This is a genomic window from Corynebacterium sp. ACRPJ (assembly GCF_022347345.1).
GTDB lineage: Bacteria > Actinomycetota > Actinomycetes > Mycobacteriales > Mycobacteriaceae > Corynebacterium > Corynebacterium tuberculostearicum_D.
In genome coordinates this window covers 137,511-158,838 of sequence record NZ_JAKRNC010000002.1, presented here as the reverse complement: position 1 = coordinate 158,838, position 21,328 = coordinate 137,511, and the positions used below count along the sequence as shown (strand labels likewise).

General features: G+C 64.8%; 24 protein-coding genes. 11 read left to right on the top strand and 13 right to left on the bottom strand.

All coding sequences use genetic code 11. The features are described from left to right. Positions 1 to 23 precede the first annotated feature (23 nt). Positions 24 to 443 (bottom strand): hypothetical protein, encoded by a 420-nt coding sequence (locus MHY08_RS02085; RefSeq protein WP_239235092.1) that lies wholly within the window; start codon positions 441 to 443, stop codon positions 24 to 26. Positions 444 to 573: 130 nt separating this feature from the next. Between MHY08_RS02085 and MHY08_RS02080 the strand changes: the two genes are divergently transcribed. Then, positions 574 to 1,170: a hypothetical protein gene (locus MHY08_RS02080; protein WP_239235180.1), complete on the top strand. Its 597-nt coding sequence runs from the start codon at positions 574 to 576 to the stop codon at positions 1,168 to 1,170. Continuing rightward, positions 1,167 to 2,690, top strand: a complete 1,524-nt coding sequence (locus MHY08_RS02075; protein WP_239235090.1) for a DNA polymerase Y family protein — start codon at positions 1,167 to 1,169, stop codon at positions 2,688 to 2,690. The genes MHY08_RS02080 and MHY08_RS02075 overlap by 4 nt, the downstream gene beginning before the upstream one ends. On the opposite strand, the gene MHY08_RS02070 is transcribed toward MHY08_RS02075, so the two are convergent. Beyond that, the gene (locus MHY08_RS02070; protein ID WP_239228575.1) at positions 2,687 to 3,244 is read right to left on the bottom strand and encodes a hypothetical protein; all 558 of its coding nucleotides are present in this window, start codon (positions 3,242 to 3,244) and stop codon (positions 2,687 to 2,689) included. The two genes, MHY08_RS02075 and MHY08_RS02070, sit on opposite strands and share 4 nt — an antisense overlap. A gap of 110 nt (positions 3,245 to 3,354) precedes the next feature. Here MHY08_RS02070 and MHY08_RS02065 point away from each other — a divergent pair, with 110 nt between their 5' ends. Further along, positions 3,355 to 4,215, top strand: coding sequence for a sucrase ferredoxin (locus MHY08_RS02065; RefSeq protein ID WP_239235088.1), 861 nt, complete (start codon positions 3,355 to 3,357; stop codon positions 4,213 to 4,215). Positions 4,216 to 4,250: 35 nt separating this feature from the next. On the opposite strand, the gene MHY08_RS02060 is transcribed toward MHY08_RS02065, so the two are convergent. The 3 genes from MHY08_RS02060 to MHY08_RS02050 form a co-directional block, all read right to left on the bottom strand. Beyond that, positions 4,251 to 4,931: a methionine ABC transporter permease gene (locus MHY08_RS02060; protein WP_239235086.1), complete on the bottom strand. Its 681-nt coding sequence runs from the start codon at positions 4,929 to 4,931 to the stop codon at positions 4,251 to 4,253. Then, entirely contained in the window at positions 4,928 to 5,965 is a 1,038-nt protein-coding gene (locus MHY08_RS02055) for a methionine ABC transporter ATP-binding protein (protein WP_239235084.1), read from the bottom strand. Before MHY08_RS02055 ends, MHY08_RS02060 begins: the two co-directional genes overlap by 4 nt. Positions 5,966 to 6,035: 70 nt before the next feature. Beyond that, entirely contained in the window at positions 6,036 to 6,899 is an 864-nt protein-coding gene (locus MHY08_RS02050) for a MetQ/NlpA family ABC transporter substrate-binding protein (protein ID WP_239235081.1), read from the bottom strand. Between the two features lie 137 nt (positions 6,900 to 7,036). Here MHY08_RS02050 and MHY08_RS02045 point away from each other — a divergent pair, with 137 nt between their 5' ends. After that, complete coding sequence (locus MHY08_RS02045; RefSeq protein WP_239235079.1) at positions 7,037 to 10,156, top strand: error-prone DNA polymerase; 3,120 nt, start codon at positions 7,037 to 7,039, stop codon at positions 10,154 to 10,156. On the opposite strand, the gene MHY08_RS02040 is transcribed toward MHY08_RS02045, so the two are convergent. Genes MHY08_RS02040 through MHY08_RS11725 form a run of 3 tightly spaced genes read right to left on the bottom strand, consistent with a single transcriptional unit; the run spans position 10,153 to position 11,051 of the window. Next, the gene (locus tag MHY08_RS02040) at positions 10,153 to 10,650 is read right to left on the bottom strand and encodes a hypothetical protein (RefSeq protein ID WP_239235077.1); all 498 of its coding nucleotides are present in this window, start codon (positions 10,648 to 10,650) and stop codon (positions 10,153 to 10,155) included. The two genes, MHY08_RS02045 and MHY08_RS02040, sit on opposite strands and share 4 nt — an antisense overlap. Continuing rightward, positions 10,650 to 10,913, bottom strand: coding sequence for a helix-turn-helix transcriptional regulator (locus MHY08_RS02035; RefSeq protein WP_239235075.1), 264 nt, complete (start codon positions 10,911 to 10,913; stop codon positions 10,650 to 10,652). The genes MHY08_RS02040 and MHY08_RS02035 overlap by 1 nt, the downstream gene beginning before the upstream one ends. Positions 10,914 to 10,955: 42 nt before the next feature. Next, positions 10,956 to 11,051 carry a helix-turn-helix transcriptional regulator gene (locus MHY08_RS11725; RefSeq protein WP_350223465.1) on the bottom strand — a complete coding sequence of 32 codons (96 nt, stop codon included), beginning with the start codon at positions 11,049 to 11,051 and terminating at the stop codon, positions 10,956 to 10,958. A 5-nt stretch (positions 11,052 to 11,056) separates the two neighbouring features. Between MHY08_RS11725 and MHY08_RS02030 the strand changes: the two genes are divergently transcribed. Both MHY08_RS02030 and MHY08_RS02025 read left to right on the top strand, forming a co-directional pair. Beyond that, complete coding sequence (locus MHY08_RS02030; protein ID WP_179387420.1) at positions 11,057 to 11,518, top strand: PH domain-containing protein; 462 nt, start codon at positions 11,057 to 11,059, stop codon at positions 11,516 to 11,518. Beyond that, positions 11,515 to 12,879: a PH domain-containing protein gene (locus MHY08_RS02025; RefSeq protein WP_239235073.1), complete on the top strand. Its 1,365-nt coding sequence runs from the start codon at positions 11,515 to 11,517 to the stop codon at positions 12,877 to 12,879. The genes MHY08_RS02030 and MHY08_RS02025 overlap by 4 nt, the downstream gene beginning before the upstream one ends. Here MHY08_RS02025 and MHY08_RS02020 read toward each other — a convergent pair. Beyond that, on the bottom strand, positions 12,863 to 13,333 hold the full coding sequence (locus tag MHY08_RS02020; protein WP_005322648.1) for a tRNA (cytidine(34)-2'-O)-methyltransferase: 471 nt from the start codon (positions 13,331 to 13,333) through the stop codon (positions 12,863 to 12,865). The two genes, MHY08_RS02025 and MHY08_RS02020, sit on opposite strands and share 17 nt — an antisense overlap. Before the next feature lie 23 nt (positions 13,334 to 13,356). Between MHY08_RS02020 and MHY08_RS02015 the strand changes: the two genes are divergently transcribed. The 3 genes from MHY08_RS02015 (at position 13,357) to MHY08_RS02005 (ending at position 15,622) form a co-directional block, all read left to right on the top strand. After that, positions 13,357 to 14,205: a bifunctional methylenetetrahydrofolate dehydrogenase/methenyltetrahydrofolate cyclohydrolase gene (locus tag MHY08_RS02015; protein WP_150850691.1), complete on the top strand. Its 849-nt coding sequence runs from the start codon at positions 13,357 to 13,359 to the stop codon at positions 14,203 to 14,205. Continuing rightward, complete coding sequence (locus tag MHY08_RS02010) at positions 14,202 to 14,516, top strand: DUF3017 domain-containing protein (protein ID WP_239235071.1); 315 nt, start codon at positions 14,202 to 14,204, stop codon at positions 14,514 to 14,516. Before MHY08_RS02015 ends, MHY08_RS02010 begins: the two co-directional genes overlap by 4 nt. 125 nt (positions 14,517 to 14,641) lie before the next feature. Then, positions 14,642 to 15,622, top strand: a complete 981-nt coding sequence (locus MHY08_RS02005; protein ID WP_239235069.1) for an HNH endonuclease signature motif containing protein — start codon at positions 14,642 to 14,644, stop codon at positions 15,620 to 15,622. Positions 15,623 to 15,725: 103 nt separating this feature from the next. On the opposite strand, the gene MHY08_RS02000 is transcribed toward MHY08_RS02005, so the two are convergent. The 4 genes from MHY08_RS02000 to MHY08_RS01985 form a co-directional block, all read right to left on the bottom strand. Then, entirely contained in the window at positions 15,726 to 16,844 is a 1,119-nt protein-coding gene (locus MHY08_RS02000; protein WP_239235067.1) for a homoserine O-acetyltransferase, read from the bottom strand. Next, positions 16,841 to 18,157, bottom strand: coding sequence for an O-acetylhomoserine/O-acetylserine sulfhydrylase (locus MHY08_RS01995; RefSeq protein WP_239235065.1), 1,317 nt, complete (start codon positions 18,155 to 18,157; stop codon positions 16,841 to 16,843). Before MHY08_RS01995 ends, MHY08_RS02000 begins: the two co-directional genes overlap by 4 nt. A gap of 98 nt (positions 18,158 to 18,255) precedes the next feature. After that, entirely contained in the window at positions 18,256 to 18,405 is a 150-nt protein-coding gene (locus MHY08_RS01990) for a hypothetical protein (protein ID WP_239235063.1), read from the bottom strand. A gap of 37 nt (positions 18,406 to 18,442) precedes the next feature. Then, entirely contained in the window at positions 18,443 to 19,747 is a 1,305-nt protein-coding gene (locus MHY08_RS01985; RefSeq protein ID WP_239235061.1) for a PLP-dependent aminotransferase family protein, read from the bottom strand. Positions 19,748 to 19,828: 81 nt separating this feature from the next. On the opposite strand from MHY08_RS01985, the gene pdxS reads away from it, so the two are divergent. Together pdxS and pdxT are read left to right on the top strand one after the other, a co-directional pair. Then, entirely contained in the window at positions 19,829 to 20,731 is a 903-nt protein-coding gene (gene pdxS / locus MHY08_RS01980) for a pyridoxal 5'-phosphate synthase lyase subunit PdxS (protein WP_239235059.1), read from the top strand. After that, positions 20,725 to 21,315, top strand: a complete 591-nt coding sequence (pdxT, locus tag MHY08_RS01975; RefSeq protein WP_239235057.1) for a pyridoxal 5'-phosphate synthase glutaminase subunit PdxT — start codon at positions 20,725 to 20,727, stop codon at positions 21,313 to 21,315. Before pdxS ends, pdxT begins: the two co-directional genes overlap by 7 nt. The last annotated feature ends 13 nt before the right edge of the window (positions 21,316 to 21,328 follow it).

Here is a 21,328-nt window from a genome sequence, read left to right as displayed (position 1 = left end):
AACCCCGAAAAGTGTCGTTTAGATTAGGCAAACGCGAGCCGGCGCGTGCCATCCACATGGGGGAAGACGAAAAAGCTCAGCCCAAAGACTACTAGCCACACCAGGCCGGCGCCCCACGCGGGTAGGGCTACGATGGGCGCGAGCATCACCATAAGCCACAGAATCATCAGTGGCACGAGCTGTGCGATGGTAGGAACTAGAGCGACATTGCGCTTGTCGGCATAAGCGCGCATCGCACGGCGGTAGGGGTGGGCAAAGACGAGAACGAAGGCCGCCACGAGGCATACGAGTGCCCCAACCAGTGCGGCAAAGATATGCGCGCGGCTAGCCAAGAGCGCCACGGCCGCACCGATGAGGATGGACGAGCCCAAGCGCACCCAAGGCGGAGTAGGGATGGGTGTGGTGTGCTCGCGCATGGCGCCGTAGGCAGTATTGAAGTTCATGCCGCTAAGGCTACCATTCGAACATACACTTGCATGTGTCCGGGTGAGGGTTCATACTATTCGGGTGAGTCAAACGAGCGTTCGCCTAGAAAAAGCGGTGGCCGGGCTAAGTAGGTCGGACCGCGTGGCGATGCTGCGTACCCGCATGCGCGCTATGGAGCGTGGCTCAGAAGAAGAGCTGGTAGACACCCTTCCTGGCCTGGCGCGCTTGCTTCCTGCAGGCGGTCTGGCGCGCCGGCAGGTGGTGCACTGTGTGAACTGCCCGGCGCTGGTAGTGGAGCTTATCTGCCACCTCACCGCCCGTGGCGGGCATGTAGGCGTGGTGGGGTGGCCGGATTTGCTACTCGCACAAGTGGCCGAGGAGGGTGCTATCGAACGCGTGGTAACCGTGCCGGATCCGGGGCTGGAATCCTGGATGGTGACGGGAGTATTGGCGGAAGGGTTGGACCTTGTTGTCCACCATGGGCCGCCCGGCGAGGTGAGCCCTACCAAGGCTCGGCCGGTGCTGGCAAAGGTGCGCGGCGGGCGCGCGGCGGTGCTCACGGTGGGCACGCGCCTGCCCGGCACGGCGGTGGGGATAGGGGCACGGGTGAGTGCCTATCGGGGCGTCGGCAAGGGCAGCGGGCGCATTCGCGGCGTGGACATGGACGTGGAGGTGACCTCGAAGCAGGGGGCCTCGCGCGGGGTGCTCACGGTGGGGCAGCGTCGCCGGTTGGAGGCCGTATGAGGGTAGCGGCCGTGTGGTTTCCGGATTGGCCCATCCAGGCCGCCGGCGGGCAGGGCCCTATGGTTATTGCGCGCAATCACGCGGTGGCGGTGTGCGATAGGAAGGCGCGCCGGGCGGGCGTGCGGCGGGGGATGCGCCTGCGCCAGGCCCAAGCGTTGTGCCCCGAGGCTGCAGTGGTGGAGGCCAATCCAGACCGGGATGGCGCGGCGTTTGCGGAGGTTGCGGCCGGTTTGGATGCGGTGGCGTCCTCGGTGGAGGTGCTGCGCCCGGGCCTGGCGATTGTGGATGCGGGCGCGGCGCTGCGCTACCACGGGGAGAAGGCACTAGAGATGCTTGTCGACGCCTCTTCGTACGCCGGCTTCGACTCCACCCTCGGCGTCGCCGATGAGATTGCCACGGCCGTCATCGCGGCCCGGCACCGCGGCGTGGGAGCGGTGGTACCAGAGGGCGGCTCGCGAGAGTTTTTGGCCACCCAGCCCATAGGCGTGCTGGCGGCCGATGAGGCCTTGGGCTTTGAGGCTGGGTTTATCGCACAGCTGGATAAGCTGGGCGTGCGGCGCCTGGGTGATTTAGCCGCGCTGCCGTTTAAGCAGGTAGCTACCCGGTTTGGTGAGCCGGGCCGGCGCGCCCACGAACTGGCCCAGGCCCGTGCGGATAGGCGCGTGGCCCCAGAGATGGCGCGCCCGGATCTGGCGGTGGAAATGGAAGAGCGCATCGAGCGCGTGGACGCGGCGGCCTTCGCGGCCCGCCAACTCGCGGCCCGGCTGCATGCCCGCTTGGAAGAGGCCGGCAAGGTGTGCCTGCGGCTGCGCGTGGTGGCGGAGTTTGGCACCGGTGAGGAGCTGGCGCGGGTATGGCGCACGCAGGAGGCGCTGACGGAGCAGGCCACCGCGGACCGGGTGCGCTGGCAGCTCGATGGCTGGCTCACGCGCGCTACTGGTGAGGGCGCGGCCATTCGCCGCCTAGCGTTGGAGCCGGTGGAGGTTGCCGCCCCAGCCGCCGCTGGCCTCTGGGGCGGGGAGGGTTCGCAGGAACAGGTCAAGCGCGTGATCGCCCGCGTGCAATCACAGTTGGGGATTGACCGCGTGCTGCAGCCGCGGGCAGTGGGTGGCCGTGGGGTGGCCGAGCGCATCGAGTACGTGCCCTATGGTGAGCAGCGTGACGCACCGCCGCAGGGCGAGTGGCCTGGCCGCATTCCCGCGCCCCTGCCTGCGCGGCTGGGCGGTGGGCCGAACCACCCGGCCGCGCGCATTCGGCTTGTCGACGCCGCCGAGCACCCCGTCTTCGTCACCGCTGAGGCCCTCCTGTCCGGGGTGCCGGTGGCCTTGAGCTGGGGTGCGCGTCGTTTCCGCGTGCTGGGCTGGGCCGGCCCCTGGCCGGTGGATACGCAGTGGTGGACCGATACTCCACAGCACGTAGCGCGCTTGCAGGTGGTGGGCCAAGCCGACCACGAAGAGCATCAGCGGGCGTGGCTGTTGGTATGGTCCGGCGGCCGCTGGCGGGTTGAGGCGACTTACTAATTGCGAATATCGACCACGAGGCGGGTGGGGTTATCGAGCACCTGCACGGAATAAGGCTTGCGAGAGGTCATGCCGATGACAAATTGGCAGCGGCCTTCGTAGGTGCCACCATTGACCACTTGGGTGACAACTCCCTCCGTGGGGGCATTCACCACGCCGATGCGGGGGTCCTCCTTGCCGGCCTCGAAGGGGTAGACCACGCCGTCGATATTGACATTGAGTGCGGTCTCGCCGGAGTAATCAATGGTCTTGCCGGAGCCCTGCTGCGTGGGCGTGTCGGCGAAGTCCACGAACCAGCCGGGAGCGCCGCCGCCGTCGAGCTCGAAGACGACGCGCTCAAAGCCCTCGTGCTGGCCGATGCGCACGTCGGTCACCGTGAGTTCGGAGGGCGCCTGCGGCCGGAGGGTCTTCATCTCCATATTGGCCTGGCCCAGCGGATTGAGCTGGGAGCTATCCACGGACGCAGCCATGGTGGTGCGGTCCGACTCCTGGGCGGCGCAGCCGCTGAGAGAAGCAGTGACGAGAAGCGTTGCGGCGAGACGGACTTTCAACATGTCCCCTAGGTTATATTTTCAGTCGTGAACTGTATAGCTGAGGGGGTACTTCGTGGCCGAATTGTTGCCAAGGGTGTGAGCTGAAATGCAGAAAGGTTAGGCTTAGGTATATGACCGAGTTCTGTTCAGATATCCAGGTAGAGCCGCTGCCAGGCACGGCGAAGAAGGAATCCGTCTATGTGCTTTTCGAGTGGCCGGGCGGATGGTCGCGAGACGTGCTCGACGGCGATACCTTTGGGCCGGAGCTCACAGCGCAGCTCAAGACCAAGCTGAAGGGTGCGGCAGGGCTGCAGCTAATTCGCCGGCCGGGCCGCAACGGCCGCCAGGTGGGCAAGATGCACCGCTGCTACCTGGTGTGGGCCGAACAGGGCGTGATGGAACTCGTGCTGCTGACGGGCCCAGAGAAAATCCTCGATCTGGACCTGACCGGGCCTGGCCGCAATGGGGGCGGCGCTTTGGATACGCCGCTGGTGCTGGTGTGCACGCACGCGAAGCGCGATACGTGCTGTGCGGTCAAGGGCCGGCCGCTGGCTGCGGAGCTGGTGGCGGATTACCCGGATATGGTGTGGGAGACCTCGCACACCAAGGGGCACCGGTTCGCGCCGTCGGTCATGCTCATGCCATGGGCCTATTCCTTTGGTCGCATGAATAAAGAAGCCGCCGCGCAGATGATTGCGGCGGCGGCGAAGGGGAAGTATTTCTACCCGGTAAATCGCGGGCGCGGTATTTTCGGCCCGCGCGGCCAGGTGGCGGAGTTGGCGGTGGCCCGCTCGCTTATTGACGCCGGCGAGGACCTCTCCTACGGCCAGCTCACCGCCACCGACGGCGGCGAGGTCAGCCACACTGACGGCCGGCGCTGGCGTGTGGCGCTCGAGGAGCGCGAGGTAGAAGGCGTGGTCTCATCGTGCGGCGATGCGCCGAAGAAAGGCCAAGCCATCGTAGCGACCGGCGTGGAGCCGGTCGTGGAGTAGGCCGCGCGGGGAGGGGCGGCGTCGGCAAGCGGGGGCTAGCGGCGCATGACCTTGGAAGAAAGCCAGTTGCCGAGGAACTGGGCGGCCTGCACCAGCACGATGATGATGAGTGTGGCCACGACGGTGACTTCCCACTCAAAGGCGCGGTAGCCGTAGACGATGGCAAAGTCACCCAAGCCGCCGCCGCCGACGTAGCCGGCCATAGCGGACATATCCACGATGGCGATGAATAGGAAGGTGTAGCCCAGAATCAGCGGGCCGAGGGCCTCCGGAACGATGACGGAGGTGATGATCTTCCACGGCGAGGCACCCATGGAGCGGGCGGCCTCGATAACACCGGGATCGATGGCCACGAGGTTTTGCTCCACCACGCGGGCCACGGAGAAGGTTGCGGCGATCACCATGACGAAGGTAGCCGGGCCGCGGCCGATGGAGCCGCCCATTACGGCGACGGTCAACGGCTGGGCAAAGGCCAGCAAGATGATGAACGGGATGGGGCGGACGAAGTTCACCAGCAGGTTAACAATGACGTAGACAAACCTGTTTTGCAGGATGCCGCCCGTGCGGGTGGTGTAGAGCAGCATGCCCAGGCCAAGGCCGAGGATGCCGGAGACGATGAGAGTAGTCGAGACCATGATGAGGGTATCGACGATGGCATCGGCCAGTGAAGGGCCGAGGCGGTCCCAGTTGGCTTGGGCGAGGGTGGTGACGGTCATCGTGCAATCTCCTCAATCTGGGTGGTGGTAGAAAGCGTGCGGTAGAACTCTTCGATGGCGTTATTATCGCCGCTAAGCCGCACAGTCAGCTTGCCAAAGGAATGCTGTTGCAGCGTGGTGATGCCGCCGTGGACGACGGCGATGGACACGCCGGCTTCCTTGAGCCGGGCGGCGGCGGTGAAGAAGCCGGATTCCTCGGTGAGGTTGATGGTAAACAGGCGGCCTTCGTGCGCAAGCAGGTCGTCGGTTTCGACGACGTCGGGTTCGTTGCGCAGCGAGGTGGCCACGAACTTGGCGGCCACGGAGGTCTGCGGGTTGGAGAAGACCTCGTAGACACTGCCTTGTTCCACTACGCGGCCGTTTTCCATCACGGCGACCTTATCGGCGATGGAGCGTACGACTTCCATCTCGTGGGTAATGACCACGATGGTGATGCCGAATTCCTTGTTCACCCGCCGCAGCAGGTCGAGGACTTCCTGCGTGGTGGTGGGGTCGAGGGCGGAAGTGGCTTCGTCGGCAAGCAGCAGCGAAGGGTTGGTGGCCAGCGCACGGGCAATGCCGACGCGCTGCTTCTGGCCGCCGGAGAGCTGCTCCGGGTAGCTCTTGCCTTTGTCTCCCAGGCCGACGAAGTCCAGCAGCTCTTGCACGCGCTTGGCGCGCTCCTGCTTGCCGACGCCCTGCAGCTGCAGCGGGTATTCAATATTGCCGGCCGCGGTGCGCGAGTTCATCAGGTTGAACTGCTGGAAAATCATGCCGATATTGCGGCGAATGCCGCGCAGCTTTTTCTCGGACATGCCGACGATATTGGTCTCGTCGAGCAACAGTTCGCCGGCGGACGGGGTGTCTAGGCCGTTGATCATACGCACGAGGGTGGACTTGCCGGCGCCGGAATAGCCAATGATGCCGACGATTTCGCCGGGCTCGATGGTCATGGAGACATTGTCGAGGGCCTTGACTCGTGCCTTTTTCTGTTTAAAGACCTTGGTGATCTCGCGGAACTCGATGCGGGTGCCGCGGTGAGTGGAATCTGCCACGTGTTTGCGTCCTTAGCTAGGAAAGTGCCAAACCCCGCCGGGGGCTCCGGCGGGGTAAAAGCAAGGGTGATTAGTCCAGATCTGCTTCGAGCTTATCCAGGATCTTCTGCAGATCCTCTTGGCTGCGCTCTACCTCGACGGAGGTGCCGGCGGAGTCTTCGTCGACGCCCTCCTGGACGGCGTCGCTGTGCCATAGCTCGGCGAGCTTCTTGATGTCCTCGTTATCGGCATCCTCCTCGCGGACGGCGAAGACATTGATGTACGGCTCTGCCTCTTCAGAGTTCGGGTTGTCCTTGAGGATGGCGGTGGCTGGGTCGATACCGGCGCGCTCCAGGAAGGAGTTATTGATAATCGCCGGGGTGCCCTCGCCGTGCGCGGACGTGGTCTGTGCCGCGTCTACTGGGGTGACCTTGACCTTGGACTTCTTCTCATCGATGTCCAGTGGGGTGGGCTCCAGGTTGTCCTTGTCCTTCAAGGTGAGAAGGCCGGCCTGGACCAGCACGTTGATGGCGCGAGCCTGGTTGGTGGAGTCATTCGGGATGGCGACCTCTTCGCCCTCGATGCCGTCGGGCGAGTCGTGGTCCTTCCAGAACAGTGCCAGCGGCACGATCTCGGTAGCCACGATAGGCACCAGGTTGGTGCCGTTGCCGTGGTTATACTCCGCCAAGAACTTCAGGTGCTGGAAGTTATTGGTGTCCAGCTCGCCCTGGTCCAGAGCCTGGTTCGGGGTGTTGTAATCCGCGAAAGGCTGGATATCGATGTCATAGCCTGCGTTCTTTGCTTCCTGCTCGAACGCTACCCAAGCCTTCTTTGCGTCATCGGTGGTGCCGACTTTGATGGCCTTGGAGTCATCGGAGTCGGAAGAGCATGCCACCAGGCTGGTGGCGGCGATGGACACGGCGGCGGTAGCAGCCACTACGCGACGGATCTGCATGGGGAATCCCCTTCTTGTAGGAGTTGAAATAATTTGTCTGTGTAGCAACTTAGCAATCAGCGAACCGCTTTGTCTATTGTGGGCATCACGTCCCACCGGCTTGTCTAGAACAATGATTCGATATTACGCTGTCTGGAGTGGAATTTAATGGCGGAAGGGTATTGTCATGGTCGCGGGTGGAGCGCGTCCTCTCTGGCCGCGAATCTGCTGCGCCCGTGCCGATGGATCACCTTCCCGGACCAACGGCTCCTGCCCAGCACGGCCATTCCACCGTGCCCTTTGCGGAGCTGCATGCGGTAAGTTCCTATAGCTTTCTTGACGGCGCCGCTGAGCCGGAGGAACTGGTAGCACGGGCTGCGGAGCTGGGCCTTGAGGGGTTGGCCATCGTGGACCGCGATGGTTTTTATGGGCTCATGAAATTCGCCGAAGCCGCTGCTAAAGCCGGTCTTCCGGCCGTATATGGTGCGGAGCTATCGCTCGCGGAGGCCCCGGTGACCGTGCTGGCGCGCACCCCGGAGGGCTATCGCCGCCTGTCGCGCCTCATTGCGCGCGCCCGGATGGAAGCCGGGGAGAAGGATCGCGTGGCTTATCCGCCCTTGGATGAGGTGGCGCGCGAACTGGAAGGGGAGTGCTTCTTTCTGGTGGGGCCGGAGGCGCTAGCAGAAATCGATAACCTGCTCGAAAGAATAAAAATAGACAGCATAGTTCTCGAATATTCGTGCAGCATGTCCCCCGAGGATGCGGATCAGTACCGTTTCCTGGATAAATACAATAACTTGCGGGCCATCGCAACCGCACGGCCCGCGGCCGCGACCCGCGATCAAACTCGGCTTGCTGCTGCCAAGCGTGCCCTGGCCCGGCGCGAATCCCTAGCGGCCGCCGCGCCGCACGCCCACCCCATGGGGGCCGGCTGGCTGCGATCCGGCGAGCAGATGGCACAACTCTTGCCAGATCGGCCGGAGCTCATCGCCGAAACCGTGGCGCTCGCCCGAGAGTGCTCCTTTACCTGGGATTCCCTCGCGCCCAACCTGCCGCATTTTCCGGTGCCGGAGGGGCACACCGAAATGAGCTGGCTGGAGCATGAGGTCTGGCGCCGCGCCAAGGACCGCTATGCTTCGCGCCCGGCCGAGATCCGGCAGGCAGCAAGGAAACAGATTCGGCATGAGCTGGGCGTCATCAAGCAGCTGGGCTTTCCCGGCTACTTCCTGATCGTGTGCGATCTGGTGGATTTTTGCCGCCGCGAGAATATTCTGTGCCAAGGCCGCGGCTCGGCCGCCAACTCCACGGTGTGCTTTGCGCTGGGCATTACCAATGCAGAGCCCATCTCCGCGCAGTTGCTCTTCGAGCGCTTTCTCTCCCCGGACCGTGATGGCCCGCCCGATATTGATATCGATATCGAGTCAGGCCGCCGCGAGGAAGTCATCCAGTATGTCTACCGCACCCACGGCCGCGATCGTGCCGCGCAGGTGGCCAATGTCATTACCTATCGCCGCAAGGGAGCTACGCGCGATGCCGCCCGCGCGTTGGGCTACCCGCAGGGCTCGGCCGATGCGTGGTCGAAAGGTACCTCCGAGCCGCCTGCCGACGTCTCCTCTTTAGCCGAGCAATTCCTCGGCCAGCCCCGCCACCTGGGCATCCACTCCGGTGGCATGGTGCTGTGTGACCGGCCCATTGCGGACGTCGTTCCTATGGAATGGGCGCGCATGGAAAATCGTTCCGTGCTGCAGTGGGATAAGGATGATTGCGCGGCCGCCGGCCTGGTGAAATTCGATCTCTTGGGCCTAGGCATGCTGGAGGCGCTGCACCATATGATCGATGCCGTGCGCGCCACCACCGGCCGCGAGGTGCACCTGTGGGAGCTCGATCTTGCCGAGCCGGAGGTCTATGACATGCTCTGCCGCGCCGATGCGGTGGGTGTCTTCCAGGTGGAATCCCGCGCGCAGCTAGCCACGCTGCCGCGTCTGAAGCCGCGCCGCTTCTTTGACCTAGTGGTCGAGGTCGCGCTCATTCGCCCCGGCCCTATCCAGGGCGGGTCCGTGCACCCCTACCTGCGCCGCCGCGATGGCCTTGAGGAGGTGGCCTATGACCATCCGGTGCTGGAAAAATCCCTGGGCAAGACGCTAGGTATTCCGCTCTTCCAGGAGCAGCTGATGCAGATCGCGGTTGACGCCGCCGGCTTCTCCGGTGCCGAGGCCGATGACCTGCGCCGCGCCATGGGCTCGAAGCGCTCACCGGAAAAGATGGCCGCGCTGCGCAGCCGCTTCTTTGCCGGCCTGCGCGAGACCAATGGCATCGAGGGCGAGGTAGCAGAAAAACTGTGGACCAAAATCGTGGCCTTCGCCGCCTATGGCTTCCCGGAATCGCACTCGCAGTCCTTTGCCTCGCTGGTGTATTTTTCCGCGTGGTTTAAATACCACTACCCGGCGGAATTCTGCGTGGGGTTGCTGCGCGCGCAGCCGATGGGTTTCTATTCCCCGCAGTCGCTCATCCAAGACGCCCGGCGCCACGGCGTGCGGGTGCTGCCGGTGGGCATCAATGACTCCGGTGCCCAGGCCCGTGCGACGGGGTCGTCCGAGATCCGTTTGGGCCTTAACCTCATCAAGGGGCTGGGGGAGTCCGCCGCCGAGCGCGTGGAGGCGGCCGCGCCTTTTACTAGCGTGTCCGATCTTTCGCGCCGGGCGGATCTCAGCGTGGAGCAGGTGGAGGCGCTGGCTACGGCCGGGGCGTTGGAGTGCCTTGGGCTGGATCGTCGCCAAGCGCTGTGGCAGGCAGGCGTCGCCGCCACCGAGCGTGAGGGCATGCTGCCCGGTACGTCCGCCCTGGCTTCGCCGCACCTGCCCGGTATGTCCGCGTTTGAGCTCATGGCTACCGACGTCGCTGCCACCGGCGTGACCCATAACCAGCAGCCGATGGAGCTGGTGCGTGCCTCGCTTGCCGACGTCCTCCCTGCCTCCCAGCTCCCCCATGTCCCCGATGGCACCCGCGTGCGTATCGCTGGCATCATTACTCACCGCCAGCGTCCGCGCACCGCGTCTGGCCTGACCTTTTTGGGTGTCGAGGATGAAACCGGCCTGATGAATGTGATGGTCTCACCTGGATTGTGGTCGCGGCACAAGGTTGTGGCTCGCACCGCCCGCGCGATGATCATCCGCGGCATCGTGCAAAATGCCACCGGCGCGGTCAGCGTGGTCGCAGATAAGCTCGAGCCGTTGGACTTTGGAGAATTCCTCTCCCGCGGCTCCCGCGACTTCCGCTAGTTGCCGCCGCTGCGCAGCTCGTCTGCGTTGAGTTTATTGGCCAATTCTTTGGCTACCGCAAATGGAATCCACAGCAGTTGGGTGTAGATGAGCTTGGCAAAGAAGATGGCGATATTGGCCCCCGAGGTCGCCTGCTCCACCGCGACCTGCTCCGCACCGAAGAAGCGCAGCCCGAATGCGGTGGCGCCGGCGACGAGGAAGAGCACTATAGAAATAACCACTGCGGTCTTAAGTCCTGTGTCGCGGGCGTCGGTATGCAGGCGCAGTTCGTACTCATCCATCTCCGTGGTGGGTTCATCGAGGCGACGGATGGACTGCCGGAGCGACGTGGTGTAGATGGTGGCCGCGATACCGGCAATCGGCCATAGCAAGTTAGACAAGCTGAGCGTGAAGAAGTGCAGGGCCGCAGCCACGATGGCCAGGCCGAGAAAAATATCGCCGGCCAAGACCAGGTGCTTACGGCGAGAAACAGAGGCAGGAATTGTGGTAGCCATTAGGAATTCTTCCTATAGATTTCAGTGGACATAGGGGCAAATTCCTGGCGGGAAAAGATGGCCTCCACCGGAAGGTCAAAGACTTCGCAGACGCGGAAGGCTAGGTCCAGGCTGGGGGAGTGGTCCCCGCGCTCGAGGGCTCCGACGGTCTGGGGGTTGACGTCGATGGCCTCAGCCAGCTGCGCGCGCGACATGTCCCGCTCGGCGCGCAGCACACGAACCCGGTTATGAATGGGTGCGGAGGGCTTCTTCTTTGGGGACATAAGTCAAAGTATTGCATAAACCCAACACCCTGGCAAGGGTTGCTACTCGACGCCGAAGATGTCTCCCGGCTGGCAGTCCAGCGCCGTACACAGTGCCGCCACAGTGCCGCGAGGGTATGGCCCGATTGATACTGTCAATAACTATGAGCGAAGAAATGAATCCCGTCTCGCCACGCCTGGTGACCTCGCGCTATATCCACCACCTGAGCTGGATGATTGTCCTCGCGGCGGCCGCCGGTGCGGCAGGTTTCTGGTGGACCCCGTGGTTCTACTGGGCGGCCGGGCTTTTCGTCGCCCTTTTCTTCTGGCTGCTCTGGCTCATCCCCGCCCAGGTGCGCAACATGGGCTGGCTCGAGACCGACGATGAGCTGCTTATCACTCGCGGCAAGCTCTGGCATTCCTTCACCGTCGTGCCCTACGGCCGCATCCAATTCGTGGACGTGACCTCCGGGCCCATCGACCGCGCCCTCGGGCTAAAAAAGCTGCAGCTCCACACGGCCTCGGCCAGCACGGACGCCACCATTAAGGGCTTGGAAGCCCCGCTTGCCGACGCCCTCCGTACCCGCCTTGCTCACCAAGCCCGCGAACGGATGAGCGGCCTATGAGCGACCAGTCCAGCACCCAACCAAGCTTCCGCCGCGTCCACCGCCTCACCCCGCTGCTGCGCCTATGGTCAGTGATCCTGGCCCTCATCGCGGCCTTCGCCCTCAACGTCAACCTGGAAGCCCTGCGCGATATCTTTGCCTTCATCACTGGCGAGCACCGCGGTGAGGCCCTGCGCGATACCGCCTTTGCGATCGCCGGGTTCGTTGCGGTCTGCGCGGTCGTGTGGCTCGCCTCCGGCCTGTGGTGGCGCCGCATGGGCTACCAGCTCGGCGGTGACGAGCTCTCCCTGCGCCGCGGACTCTTTTCTACCCAACTGCGCACCGCGCGCTATGACCGCACCCAGGCCGTTGACGTCGTCGAGCCCGTCATTGCCCGCCTTTTCCGGCTGGCGGCCGTGCGCGTAGAAACAGCCGGCGGCCAGTCATCCGTCATCGAAATCGCGTACCTCAAAAAGGCCGACGCCGAAGCCCTGCGCGAGGACATCCTCGCCCGCGTCCACGGCGCTCCCACACCGGCCGCGGACACTGACTTCGACGCAACCGCCGCCGACGCGACCAGCGCCCCAACACCCGCCCCGCCGGCTGAAGAACCGGCCCTCGTGCCCGAAATTCCGATCGCCCGTTCCCTTGTGGCGGCCGCGCTGCGCACCTCCACGCTTTTCCTCGTCGGCTTCCTCATCGTCGTCGTGGTCACCCGGTTGCCGCTGTCGACCGCGCTGCCCATCCTCGTCGGCGCGATACCCAACGTCTGGAACGTGCTCGATTCATCCTGGCGCTACACCGCCCGCACCGACGGCGAGGTCCTCAACATCACTTACGGCCTGGCCGATCGCCGCCGCCAAAGCATTCGCCTCGACCGCATCCACGCCGTGCAAATTACCCAGCCCTTCCTCTGGCGGCCGTTGGGCTGGTACGAGGTGAGGGTGTCGGTGGCGGGGTATGGGGCGTCGGCAAGCGGCAAGGCTTCTGGCTCCACTCGCATCCTGCCGGTGGGCACCCTCGCCCAAGCCCGGCAATTCCTCCCGGCCGACGCCGCGCCCACCTACGCCTCGCCGGCCCGCGCCAAATGGGTCTCCCCGCTGGACTACCGCCAGCAAACCGTCGCGCTCACCGGCGACTACGTCATCGTGCGCAACGGCCGGCTCAACCGCCGCATCAAGGCCATCCACACCTCCCATATCCAGGAGCTAACCTACCGCCGCGGGCCGATTTCCCAGGCGCTCGGCCTGGCCACCGTCGACCTCGACCTAGTCCAAGGGCCCGTGCGCATGGCCGCGCGCAACCTCACGCTTGCCGACGCCACCGCACTCCTAACTCGCCTGCGCTCCCGCCAGCTGCCAGGACTTAAACCGCCCCGTTAAATCCCAGCTGGCGCCACGCCTCGAATACGGCCGTCGACGCCGAATTCGACAGGTTCATCGAGCGCCTGGCCGGCACCATCGGAATGCGCACGCGGTCCGTCACGCGCGGATGGTTAATATGCTCCTCCGGCAGGCCAGTCGGCTCCGTGCCGAAGAGAAGGACATCGCCTTCCTGGTATTCGATATCCGTAAACCACTTATCCGTATGCGTGGTAAACGCGAAGACGCGCGCCCCCGGCAGCGCATCCATGCAGGCCTGAAAATCCTTGTGAATCTGCACATCGGCCAGATCGTGATAATCCAGTCCGGCGCGCTTTAAGTGCTTATCGTCGAAATTGAAACCCAGCGGCTCAATTAGGTGCAGGCTCGCGCCCGTCACCGCGGCCGTGCGGATGGCGTTGCCCGTATTGGTGGGAATGACGGGGTTATCAAAGACAATGTGCAGCTGGCTCATGCCTTCAGTCTAGGATGGTGGCTATGAGCGCTACCAAACTAGATGGCACACTGTACCGCGACGAGATTTTCGCCGACCTCGCCCAGCGCGTGGCCGCGCTGAAAGACAAGGGGATTACGCCCGGCCTCGCCACCGTCTTGGTCGGCGAAGACCCTGGCTCCCAGTCCTATGTGAAGATGAAGCACCGCGACTGCGAAAAGCTCGGAATCAACTCCATCCGCAAGGACCTGCCGGCCGATATCACGCAGGAAGAACTCGAGGCCGTCATCGATGAGCTCAACGCCGATGATGCCTGCACCGGCTACATCGTCCAGCTCCCGCTGCCGAAGCACCTAGATGAAAACGCCATCCTCGAGCGCATCGACCCCGAAAAGGACGCCGATGGCCTGCACCCAGTCAACCTGGGCAAGCTCGTGCTCAACGAGGACGCACCCCTGCCCTGTACCCCGAACGGCTGCCTGCACCTGCTGCGCCGCTTCGGCGTTGAGCTTGACGGCGCCAAGACCGTGGTCATCGGCCGCGGCGTGACCGTGGGGCGTCCCATCGGCCTGATGCTTACTCGCCGCAGCGAGAACTCCACCGTCACCCTCTGCCACACCGGCACCAAGGACCTGGCCGCCGAGACCCGCGAGGCCGATATCGTCATCGCCGCCGCCGGCCAGCCCCACATGCTCACTGCGGACATGATTAAGGAAGGCGCCGCGCTTCTCGACGTCGGAGTCTCCCGCGTCGACGGCAAGCTCACCGGCGACATCCACCCAGACTGCTGGGACAAGGCCGGATTCGTCTCGCCGAACCCTGGCGGCGTCGGCCCGCTGACCCGTGCCTTCTTGGTGCGCAATATCGTCGAGCGCGCGGAAAAGTTGGCGTGAATCTAGACAATCCGCACGACGCCGGCCTCGCGCCCTCCCCGCTGCCGCCCGCCGCGCAGTGGGCGGCCATCGGAATCTTCGTGGCCGGCGTGATAGTCTCCGGCGGTTACGCGGTCTTCGAGTACTGGCGCCGAGCCACGTTCCTCCTTGGACTCGCTCTGCTGTGGCTCACTGTGGTACGCCTGACTTGTGATTCCAGCCGCGTTGGCGTGCTGGCAGTGCGTTCGCGTCGCTTCGATGCCTGCTTTACCGGCCTACTCGGCGCCGTGATGGCCTTTCTGGCCTTCTCCGTGGATTCGCTCGGCAGCTAGTTATCCACAGTCTTTTGTAGAGCTTTCACCTATCTCGGCCTTAGAGGGTGTCGTTCGGGAGATTATCCACAGGCTGCCGCCCGTCACCGCGCGCCGAGTTGCGCGGCCGGTTTAGGCTCAGGGCCATGATTTCGAACTACCTGACAGCCGTGAACTCCCCGATGGTGCTCATCGAGGAGTGTGCTGGGCTGTCGGTAGAAGAGCTCGTCGATAAGGGCTTTAGCGACCGCGAAGCCGCCGAGTTCGCCCGCCTTGCCGATACCTACTTCGGCCGCACCTCCTTTCGCGCCAAGCAGCGCACCGCCCGCCGCACTACGCTGCCGCTCGACGCGCTAAAAATCATCGAGCACTATGCTCAGAAGATGAAAACCCAGCGCGCGGCCTGGGCGCTGCGCGAGGAACTCTGCGCCCTGCGCGTTGCTACCAGCGAGATTGAAAAGCGCGCCCGCCGCCTTGTGCGCGAGGAGCGCACCACCAAGCGCTCTGAGGGCGTGCGCCTGACCCGCCGCCGCGATGACCTGTGGACGCTGACCATTACCGCCGAGTCCGAACTGGTGGCAGAGATTAACAACCATGTCTCCACCGTCGCCGATGCTCGCCGCGTCTTTTCCCAGGGCGCCGCCGCTTCCATAATCACCACCAATGTGGTGCTCACCCTCAATGAGATGGTCAAGGTCATCCACGGCGAGGACGTCACCCTGCAGCTGACCAATGGCGCGCAAATCTCCGGTGCAGACCTTGCCCGCCGCGCGCTTGCCGACGTCGGCCTTATCACCCTCATCCACCCCGTCACCGGCCCCGTAAACCTCTATCAAGCACGGCGCTTAGCAACATGGAAGCAACGCCAGATGGCGATGGCGGAAACCCCTGTGTGCCCGTGGCCTGATTGCCATACGCCAGCGGATGAATGCCAAGTCCACCACCTCACCCCGTGGCTGCTCGGTGGGGACACGAATCCCGAGAACCTCACCATGGCCTGCAAGTATCACAACGGGGTCAATGATGATGACCCTAATGCGCCGCCGCGCCGCGGCAGGCTCGAGCGCCGGCCCGGTGAAGGTATCGTCTGGCGCCCGCCCTGGGCCTCACCGCCCGAAGACGGCTGAGCCCCGTCCCGCCGCGTCAAGCCATAACCCCAGCGCAGCGTGCCGCACCGCTTATAGCTAGTGCGCGCTGCGCGGCTTTGGTGATCGCGGATGCAGCGAGCCTTTAAATCGAATGCTCCGTGGGATCGCCCGCCGCAGAATCGATGCCCGGGTCCGGTTGGGAAAGCGTGAGGAAATTGCGCAGGATGCGATCCATTTGGCGTGACTCGGTCAGGAAGGCGTCGTGGCCTACCGGGGAGACAACCTTTGCCATCGCCAGCAGGTTGCCAAGGTTGCGCGAGATGTGTTCTTGCTGGTGATACGGGTACAAGATATCCGTGTCCACGCCGACAACCATGGTCGGCACCTCGGACGAGCCTAGTGCGCGGTTGAGGCCGCCGCGGCCACGGCCGATATCGTGGCGGTTGAGCGCCTCGGTGAGGGTGACATAGGAACCGGCATCGAAGCGGTCAGCCAGCTTGGTGCCCTGGTAGTCCAGGTAGGAGTTGACGGCAAAGCGCTCATTGCGGCGGCGGTAGGGGCCGAGTGGGTTCTCGCCGGTTTGGGCCTGGACGCCGAAGCGCTCGTCGATTTCCTGCTCGCCGCGATACGTCAGGTGTGCAATGCGACGCGCGGCCGCCAGCCCCTCGCGCGGGCGCTGAGCAGAGGCGTAATAATCGCCGCCGTGCCAGAAAGAATCTTGCTCTATGGCCGCGATCTGTGCCGATTGGATACCAATCTGCCAGGCGGAAGCGCGGGCCGATACGGCAATGACGCAGGCCGCATCAACGGCCTCGGGGTGCATCAGCGTCCACTCCAGCGTGCGCGCGCCGCCCATCGAACCGCCAATGATGGCGTGGACGTGGGTGATGCCGAGCTCGCGGAGCGCGGCGCGCTCGGCCGAGACGAGGTCGCGCACCGAAAGCGCGGGGAAGCGCGAGCCCCAGGCGCGGCCGTCGTCTGGGTGCGGGGAGGCGGGGCCGGTGGAGCCGGCGCATCCGCCCAGCGCATTGGTGGCGATAACGCACCACTTCGTCGTGTCTAGCGCCTTGCCAGGGCCAACCAGATCGGCCCACCATTCGGCTACATTCGAATCACCGGTCAGGGCGTGTTCGATCACAATGACGTTATTGCGGCCGTGAGGATCGCCGAGGAGGCGGCCGAAGCGGTGGTAGGCAATGTGGGCGTCGGCAAGCGTGGCGCCGGCTTCGGTGTGAAAGTTGCCGATGCTAACTAGCTTCATGCCAACGCGTTAAAACCCAGGTCGAGATCCGCGATGATGTCATCGATGTGCTCGATGCCCACGGATAGGCGGATGGTGGACTGGGTGATGCCGGCCGCTGCCAGCGCAGGCTCGTCGGACTGCGAGTGCGTGGTGGTCGCCGGGTGCACGGCCAGGGAGCGGGTATCGCCGATATTGGCGAGGTTGGAGTGGAGCTTGAGGGCGTCGATAAACGCCCAGGCTTCCTCGCGGCCGCCATCGATATCGAAAGAGAACACGGAACCGGTATAGGCATAGCCGAGCTTTTCCTTGGTGGCCTTGTACGGCGAAGAATCCAGGCCGGCGTAGTTGACCTTGGTGACCTTGGCGTGGCCTTCCAGGTATTCGGCGACGGCCTGGGCGTTGGCATTGTGCTTTTCGACGCGCAGCCCCACCGTCTCTATTCCGTTCAGCGTCAGCCAGGCGTTGAAGGGGGAGATGGCGGCGCCGGTATCGCGCAGCAGGCCGGCGCGGGCCTTGAGCGCGAAGGCTGGGGCGCCGAGATCGGCGTATTTCAGGCCGTGGTAGGCCTCATCTGGAGTGACGAAGTAGGGGAAGACGGGCTCGCCGTTGCGGGTGACGGTCCAGTCGAAGGAGCCGCCGTCGATAATCGCGCCGCCCATGGCTGAGCCATTGCCGGTGTAGAACTTGGTGGTGGAGACCACGACGATATCCGCGCCGAGGTCCAGCGGCCGGGCGAGGGCGGCGGTGGCGGTGGTGTTATCCACGATGAACGGGACCTGGTTGTTGTGGGCGACCTCGGCGATGGCCGGGATATCGAGGACATCGGCCACGGGGTTGCCGAAGGTCTCGCCGTAGAAGGCCTTGGTATTCGGCTGGACGGCGTCCTGCCAGGATTGCGGATCGTCCGGGTCCTCGACGAGGGTAACGTCGATGCCCAGGCGTTTGAGCGTGACGGTAAAGAGGGTGGAAGTACCACCATAGAGGCGCGGGGAAGTAACGATGTGGGCGCCGGCCGAGGCGAGGTTCAAAATGGCCGCGGTTTCGGCGGCCTGGCCGGAGGCGAAGGCAACGGCCGCGACGCCGCCCTCGAGGGAGGCGAGGCGTTCTTCCAGCGCGTCCTGGGTGGGGTTGGTCAGGCGGGTGTAGATGGGGCCAGCATCGGAAAGGTTGAAGCGGTTGGCCGCGTGCTCGGCGTCGTTAAAAACGTAGGAAGTGGTCTGGTAAATCGGCACGTTGCGGGCGTTGTGGTGCCCGTCGAGGTTTTGGCCCGCGTGTACGGAGCGGGTAGCGAAGGACCAGTTGGAATTGGAGTTATCGTATTTCGTCGTCATGCTTGGCAAGACTAGACCAAGCGGTATGTCTTGCGAATGGGTTTAGTGAAACCCGCTGGCAGGAACGAGAATAAAAATAGACCAAGCGGTCAGTTGGGTTAGGGGTGGGGGTGGTGATTTTTGTGGCTATCGGTGGGGTGGTGGCTCTCGTTGTTGCCGCGGGAGATTCGTGTAATGAGCGCAACGACGCCGACGGCCACGACGATGAAAAGAAGAATGAGTGCGAGTTCCCAGATGCCAATAGACATGTATTACCTTTCTTTTATGGTCTTTGGGGTGACGGTATCACTCGCGTAAGGCGGCCGCGACCGCGGTGAGGCTCGTGCGCAGCTCGGTGTCGCTGAGGTGGCCGAAGCCGAGTACGACGCCATCTTCGGCGTCGGCGCCGCCCCAATAGTCGCGCAGCGGGGTGAGCTTAATGCCGCGGGCGGCGGCGCGGGGGACCACGGCTGGGTCGCACAGCAATACCGCGTGAAGGCCACCGTGGATGGGGAGGAGTTGCGCGCCATCGATGGTGCCGAGCGTTTCGGCTACGAGGTTGCGGCGGCGTTTGTAGGTGCGGCGCATGCGGCCGGTGTGGCGTCGTAAAGCGCCGCTTGAAAGGTAGTGGGCGAGCGCGGCCTGGGGAATGGAACCGACGGGTTGGCCGAAGACCTCGCGCACGTGGTCCACGGCCGGGCGCAGGCGCGGTGGAACGACGAGGTAGCCACAGGCAATTGAGGGGGAGATGACCGAGGAGAAGGTACCCAGCAGCACGGTGTGTTCCGGGGCGAGTGCGGCCAGGGCGGGCAGCGGCTGGCCGACGTAGCGCAGTTCGGAGTCGAAGTCATCCTCGATAAGCAGGGCGTCGTGTGTGCGGGCCCATTCGACGAGTTCGGCGCGCCGGGCTGCGGGCAGCGAGCCACCGTAGGGGTATTGGTGGCTGGGGGTGACAATGAGGGCGTCGAGATCGGCTGTGGGAACGGTGACGCCTTCGGGGCCGGTGGGGATTTCCACCAACGTATGGCCGAGGGCATGAGGTACGCGGCGCAGGCTGGGGTAGCCGGGGGATTCCACGCCCACGCGCAGCCGGCGGCCGAGGGCGCGCAGGAGCACGGAGAGGCCGTCGCGGGCGCCGGCCGTGATGAGCACGCAGGCCGGGTCCACGGTGAGCCCGCGCATGTGGCGCAGGTGGGCGGCGACCTCGTGGGGCAGATCGCCGGAGGGGTCGACAGCCGCGGCGCGCCACGCGGCCCTCCATTCAGGGGTGAGGATGCCGGCGGTGTCGGGCAGGCCGGGGGTCAGTGACACTAGTTCGGGCTCGGCGGCCGGTGTGGGGGCTGGCTCCGGCCGGGGGGCACGTGCGTGGGGGAGGCGCGGGTTGATGACGGTGCCCGACCCGACCTCTGCGGTGAGGTAGCCCTCGGCTGTGAGTTGGTCGTAGGCGGTGACCACGCTGCCTCGGGAAACGCTGAGCTGCGAAGCCAAGTTGCGGGTCGAGGGAACGCGCTCGCCGGGCAGGAGGACTCCGGCGGCGACCTGGGCGCGCAGGGCCGCGGCGATTTGCACGGGTAGCGGCCGCGTATCAGAGGGATCGAGGCGAAGGGGCACGGCCCCATCATAAGTGGTCTAATCCAACACGCTGAAAATGGCTCTTGTCTTGTACCACTTGTGTGGGTCACTATGGCACCTATGACTGAACAGGTAAATGAACAAGGACGCGCTACCACGCGCGTGAAGCGAGGACTGGCCGATATGTTGAAGGGCGGCGTCATCATGGACGTCGTCACGCCAGAGCAGGCGCGCATTGCGGAGGACGCGGGCGCGTCGGCCGTGATGGCGCTGGAGCGCGTGCCGGCCGATATCCGCGCGCAGGGCGGCGTGGCCCGCATGTCTGACCCGGAGCTTATCGAGGGCATCGTCGAGGCCGTCGACATCCCCGTCATGGCCAAGGCCCGTATCGGCCACTTTGTAGAGGCGCAAATCCTAGGCGAGCTGGGTGTGGACTTCATCGACGAGTCTGAGGTGCTCAGCCCGGCCGATTACGTCAACCACATCAATAAGTGGGACTTCGACGTGCCGTTCGTGTGCGGCGCGACCAACCTGGGCGAGGCCCTGCGCCGCATCACCGAGGGCGCGGCCATGATTCGCTCCAAGGGCGAGGCCGGCACCGGCGACGTCTCCGAAGCCGTGAAGCACCTGCGCACCATTAAGGCGGAGATTGCCCGCCTGCACCACCTGGACCGAGACGAGCTTTATGTCGCGGCTAAGGAGCTCCAGGCACCGTACGACCTGGTTGCAGAGGTGGCGGAGACCGGCAAGCTTCCGGTTGTGCTGTTCGTTGCCGGTGGCGTGGCCACGCCTGCCGACGCCGCCCTTGTCCGCCAGATGGGCGCCGAAGGCGTCTTCGTCGGCTCCGGCATCTTCAAGTCCGGCAACCCGGTGGCGCGCGCGGAGGCCATCGTGAAGGCCGCCACGCTTTACGACGACCCCGCTGAGCTCGCCAAGCTTTCCCGCGGCCTGGGCGAGGCCATGGTGGGCATCAATGTCAATGACGTGCCTGCGCCGCACCGCCTGGCTGAGCGCGGATGGTAGCCACCGTCGGGGTGCTGGCGCTGCAGGGTGGCGTCGAGGAGCACCTGCGCATTCTGGACGGGCTCGGCGTTGCTACGCGCCGGGTGCGGGTGCCGCGGGACCTGGACGGGCTCGATGGGCTGGTGATTCCGGGCGGCGAGTCGAGTGTCATCGACAAGCTGGCGCGCAGCTTCGGGCTGGCCGAGCCGCTGCGCGACGCCGCGGCCGCAGGATTGCCGGTGCTCGCGACCTGCGCGGGGCTCATTTATTGCGCCCGCGAGCTCGATAACCCCGCGCCGGGGCAGCAAACCCTGGGGCTATTGGACGTGACCGTGCGGCGCAATGCCTTTGGCAACCAGCGCTTTTCCGAAGAGCGCACGGTTCCTGTGACGGCGGGGGAGGAGATGCTCGACATCGAGGCGAGCTTCATTCGAGCGCCGCTGGTCACCCGCGTGGGCGAGGGCGTCGAGGTCATCGCGACGGTGCCGGGCGAGGACGGCGACGCGGTGGTCGGCGTGCGCCAAGGCCGCGTGACGGCGCTGAGCTTCCACCCAGAAGAAAATGGCGACGCCCGCGTGCACGCCGCCTGGCTCGACAGCTTCTAAGCACGCAGACACA

Excerpts from the sequence above, each read along its gene's own strand:
- MHY08_RS02070 (WP_239228575.1), bottom strand. The coding sequence starts at position 3,244 with ATGTTGAAAGTCCGTCTCGCCGCAACGCTTCTCGTCACTGCTTCTCTC.
- MHY08_RS02025 (WP_239235073.1), top strand. The coding sequence starts at position 11,515 with ATGAGCGACCAGTCCAGCACCCAACCAAGCTTCCGCCGCGTCCACCGC.
- MHY08_RS02030 (WP_179387420.1), top strand. The coding sequence starts at position 11,057 with ATGAGCGAAGAAATGAATCCCGTCTCGCCACGCCTGGTGACCTCGCGC.
- pdxT (WP_239235057.1), top strand. The coding sequence starts at position 20,725 with ATGGTAGCCACCGTCGGGGTGCTGGCGCTGCAGGGTGGCGTCGAGGAG.
- pdxS (WP_239235059.1), top strand. The coding sequence starts at position 19,829 with ATGACTGAACAGGTAAATGAACAAGGACGCGCTACCACGCGCGTGAAG.
- MHY08_RS02060 (WP_239235086.1), bottom strand. The coding sequence starts at position 4,931 with ATGACCGTCACCACCCTCGCCCAAGCCAACTGGGACCGCCTCGGCCCT.
- MHY08_RS02050 (WP_239235081.1), bottom strand. The coding sequence starts at position 6,899 with ATGCAGATCCGTCGCGTAGTGGCTGCTACCGCCGCCGTGTCCATCGCC.
- MHY08_RS01990 (WP_239235063.1), bottom strand. The coding sequence starts at position 18,405 with ATGTCTATTGGCATCTGGGAACTCGCACTCATTCTTCTTTTCATCGTC.
- MHY08_RS02080 (WP_239235180.1), top strand. The coding sequence starts at position 574 with ATGCTGCGTACCCGCATGCGCGCTATGGAGCGTGGCTCAGAAGAAGAG.
- MHY08_RS02000 (WP_239235067.1), bottom strand. The coding sequence starts at position 16,844 with ATGAAGCTAGTTAGCATCGGCAACTTTCACACCGAAGCCGGCGCCACG.
- MHY08_RS01995 (WP_239235065.1), bottom strand. The coding sequence starts at position 18,157 with ATGACGACGAAATACGATAACTCCAATTCCAACTGGTCCTTCGCTACC.
- MHY08_RS02085 (WP_239235092.1), bottom strand. The coding sequence starts at position 443 with ATGAACTTCAATACTGCCTACGGCGCCATGCGCGAGCACACCACACCC.
- MHY08_RS02020 (WP_005322648.1), bottom strand. The coding sequence starts at position 13,333 with ATGAGCCAGCTGCACATTGTCTTTGATAACCCCGTCATTCCCACCAAT.
- MHY08_RS02075 (WP_239235090.1), top strand. The coding sequence starts at position 1,167 with ATGAGGGTAGCGGCCGTGTGGTTTCCGGATTGGCCCATCCAGGCCGCC.
- MHY08_RS02035 (WP_239235075.1), bottom strand. The coding sequence starts at position 10,913 with ATGTCCCCAAAGAAGAAGCCCTCCGCACCCATTCATAACCGGGTTCGT.
- MHY08_RS02065 (WP_239235088.1), top strand. The coding sequence starts at position 3,355 with ATGACCGAGTTCTGTTCAGATATCCAGGTAGAGCCGCTGCCAGGCACG.
- MHY08_RS02015 (WP_150850691.1), top strand. The coding sequence starts at position 13,357 with ATGAGCGCTACCAAACTAGATGGCACACTGTACCGCGACGAGATTTTC.
- MHY08_RS02040 (WP_239235077.1), bottom strand. The coding sequence starts at position 10,650 with ATGGCTACCACAATTCCTGCCTCTGTTTCTCGCCGTAAGCACCTGGTC.
- MHY08_RS02005 (WP_239235069.1), top strand. The coding sequence starts at position 14,642 with ATGATTTCGAACTACCTGACAGCCGTGAACTCCCCGATGGTGCTCATC.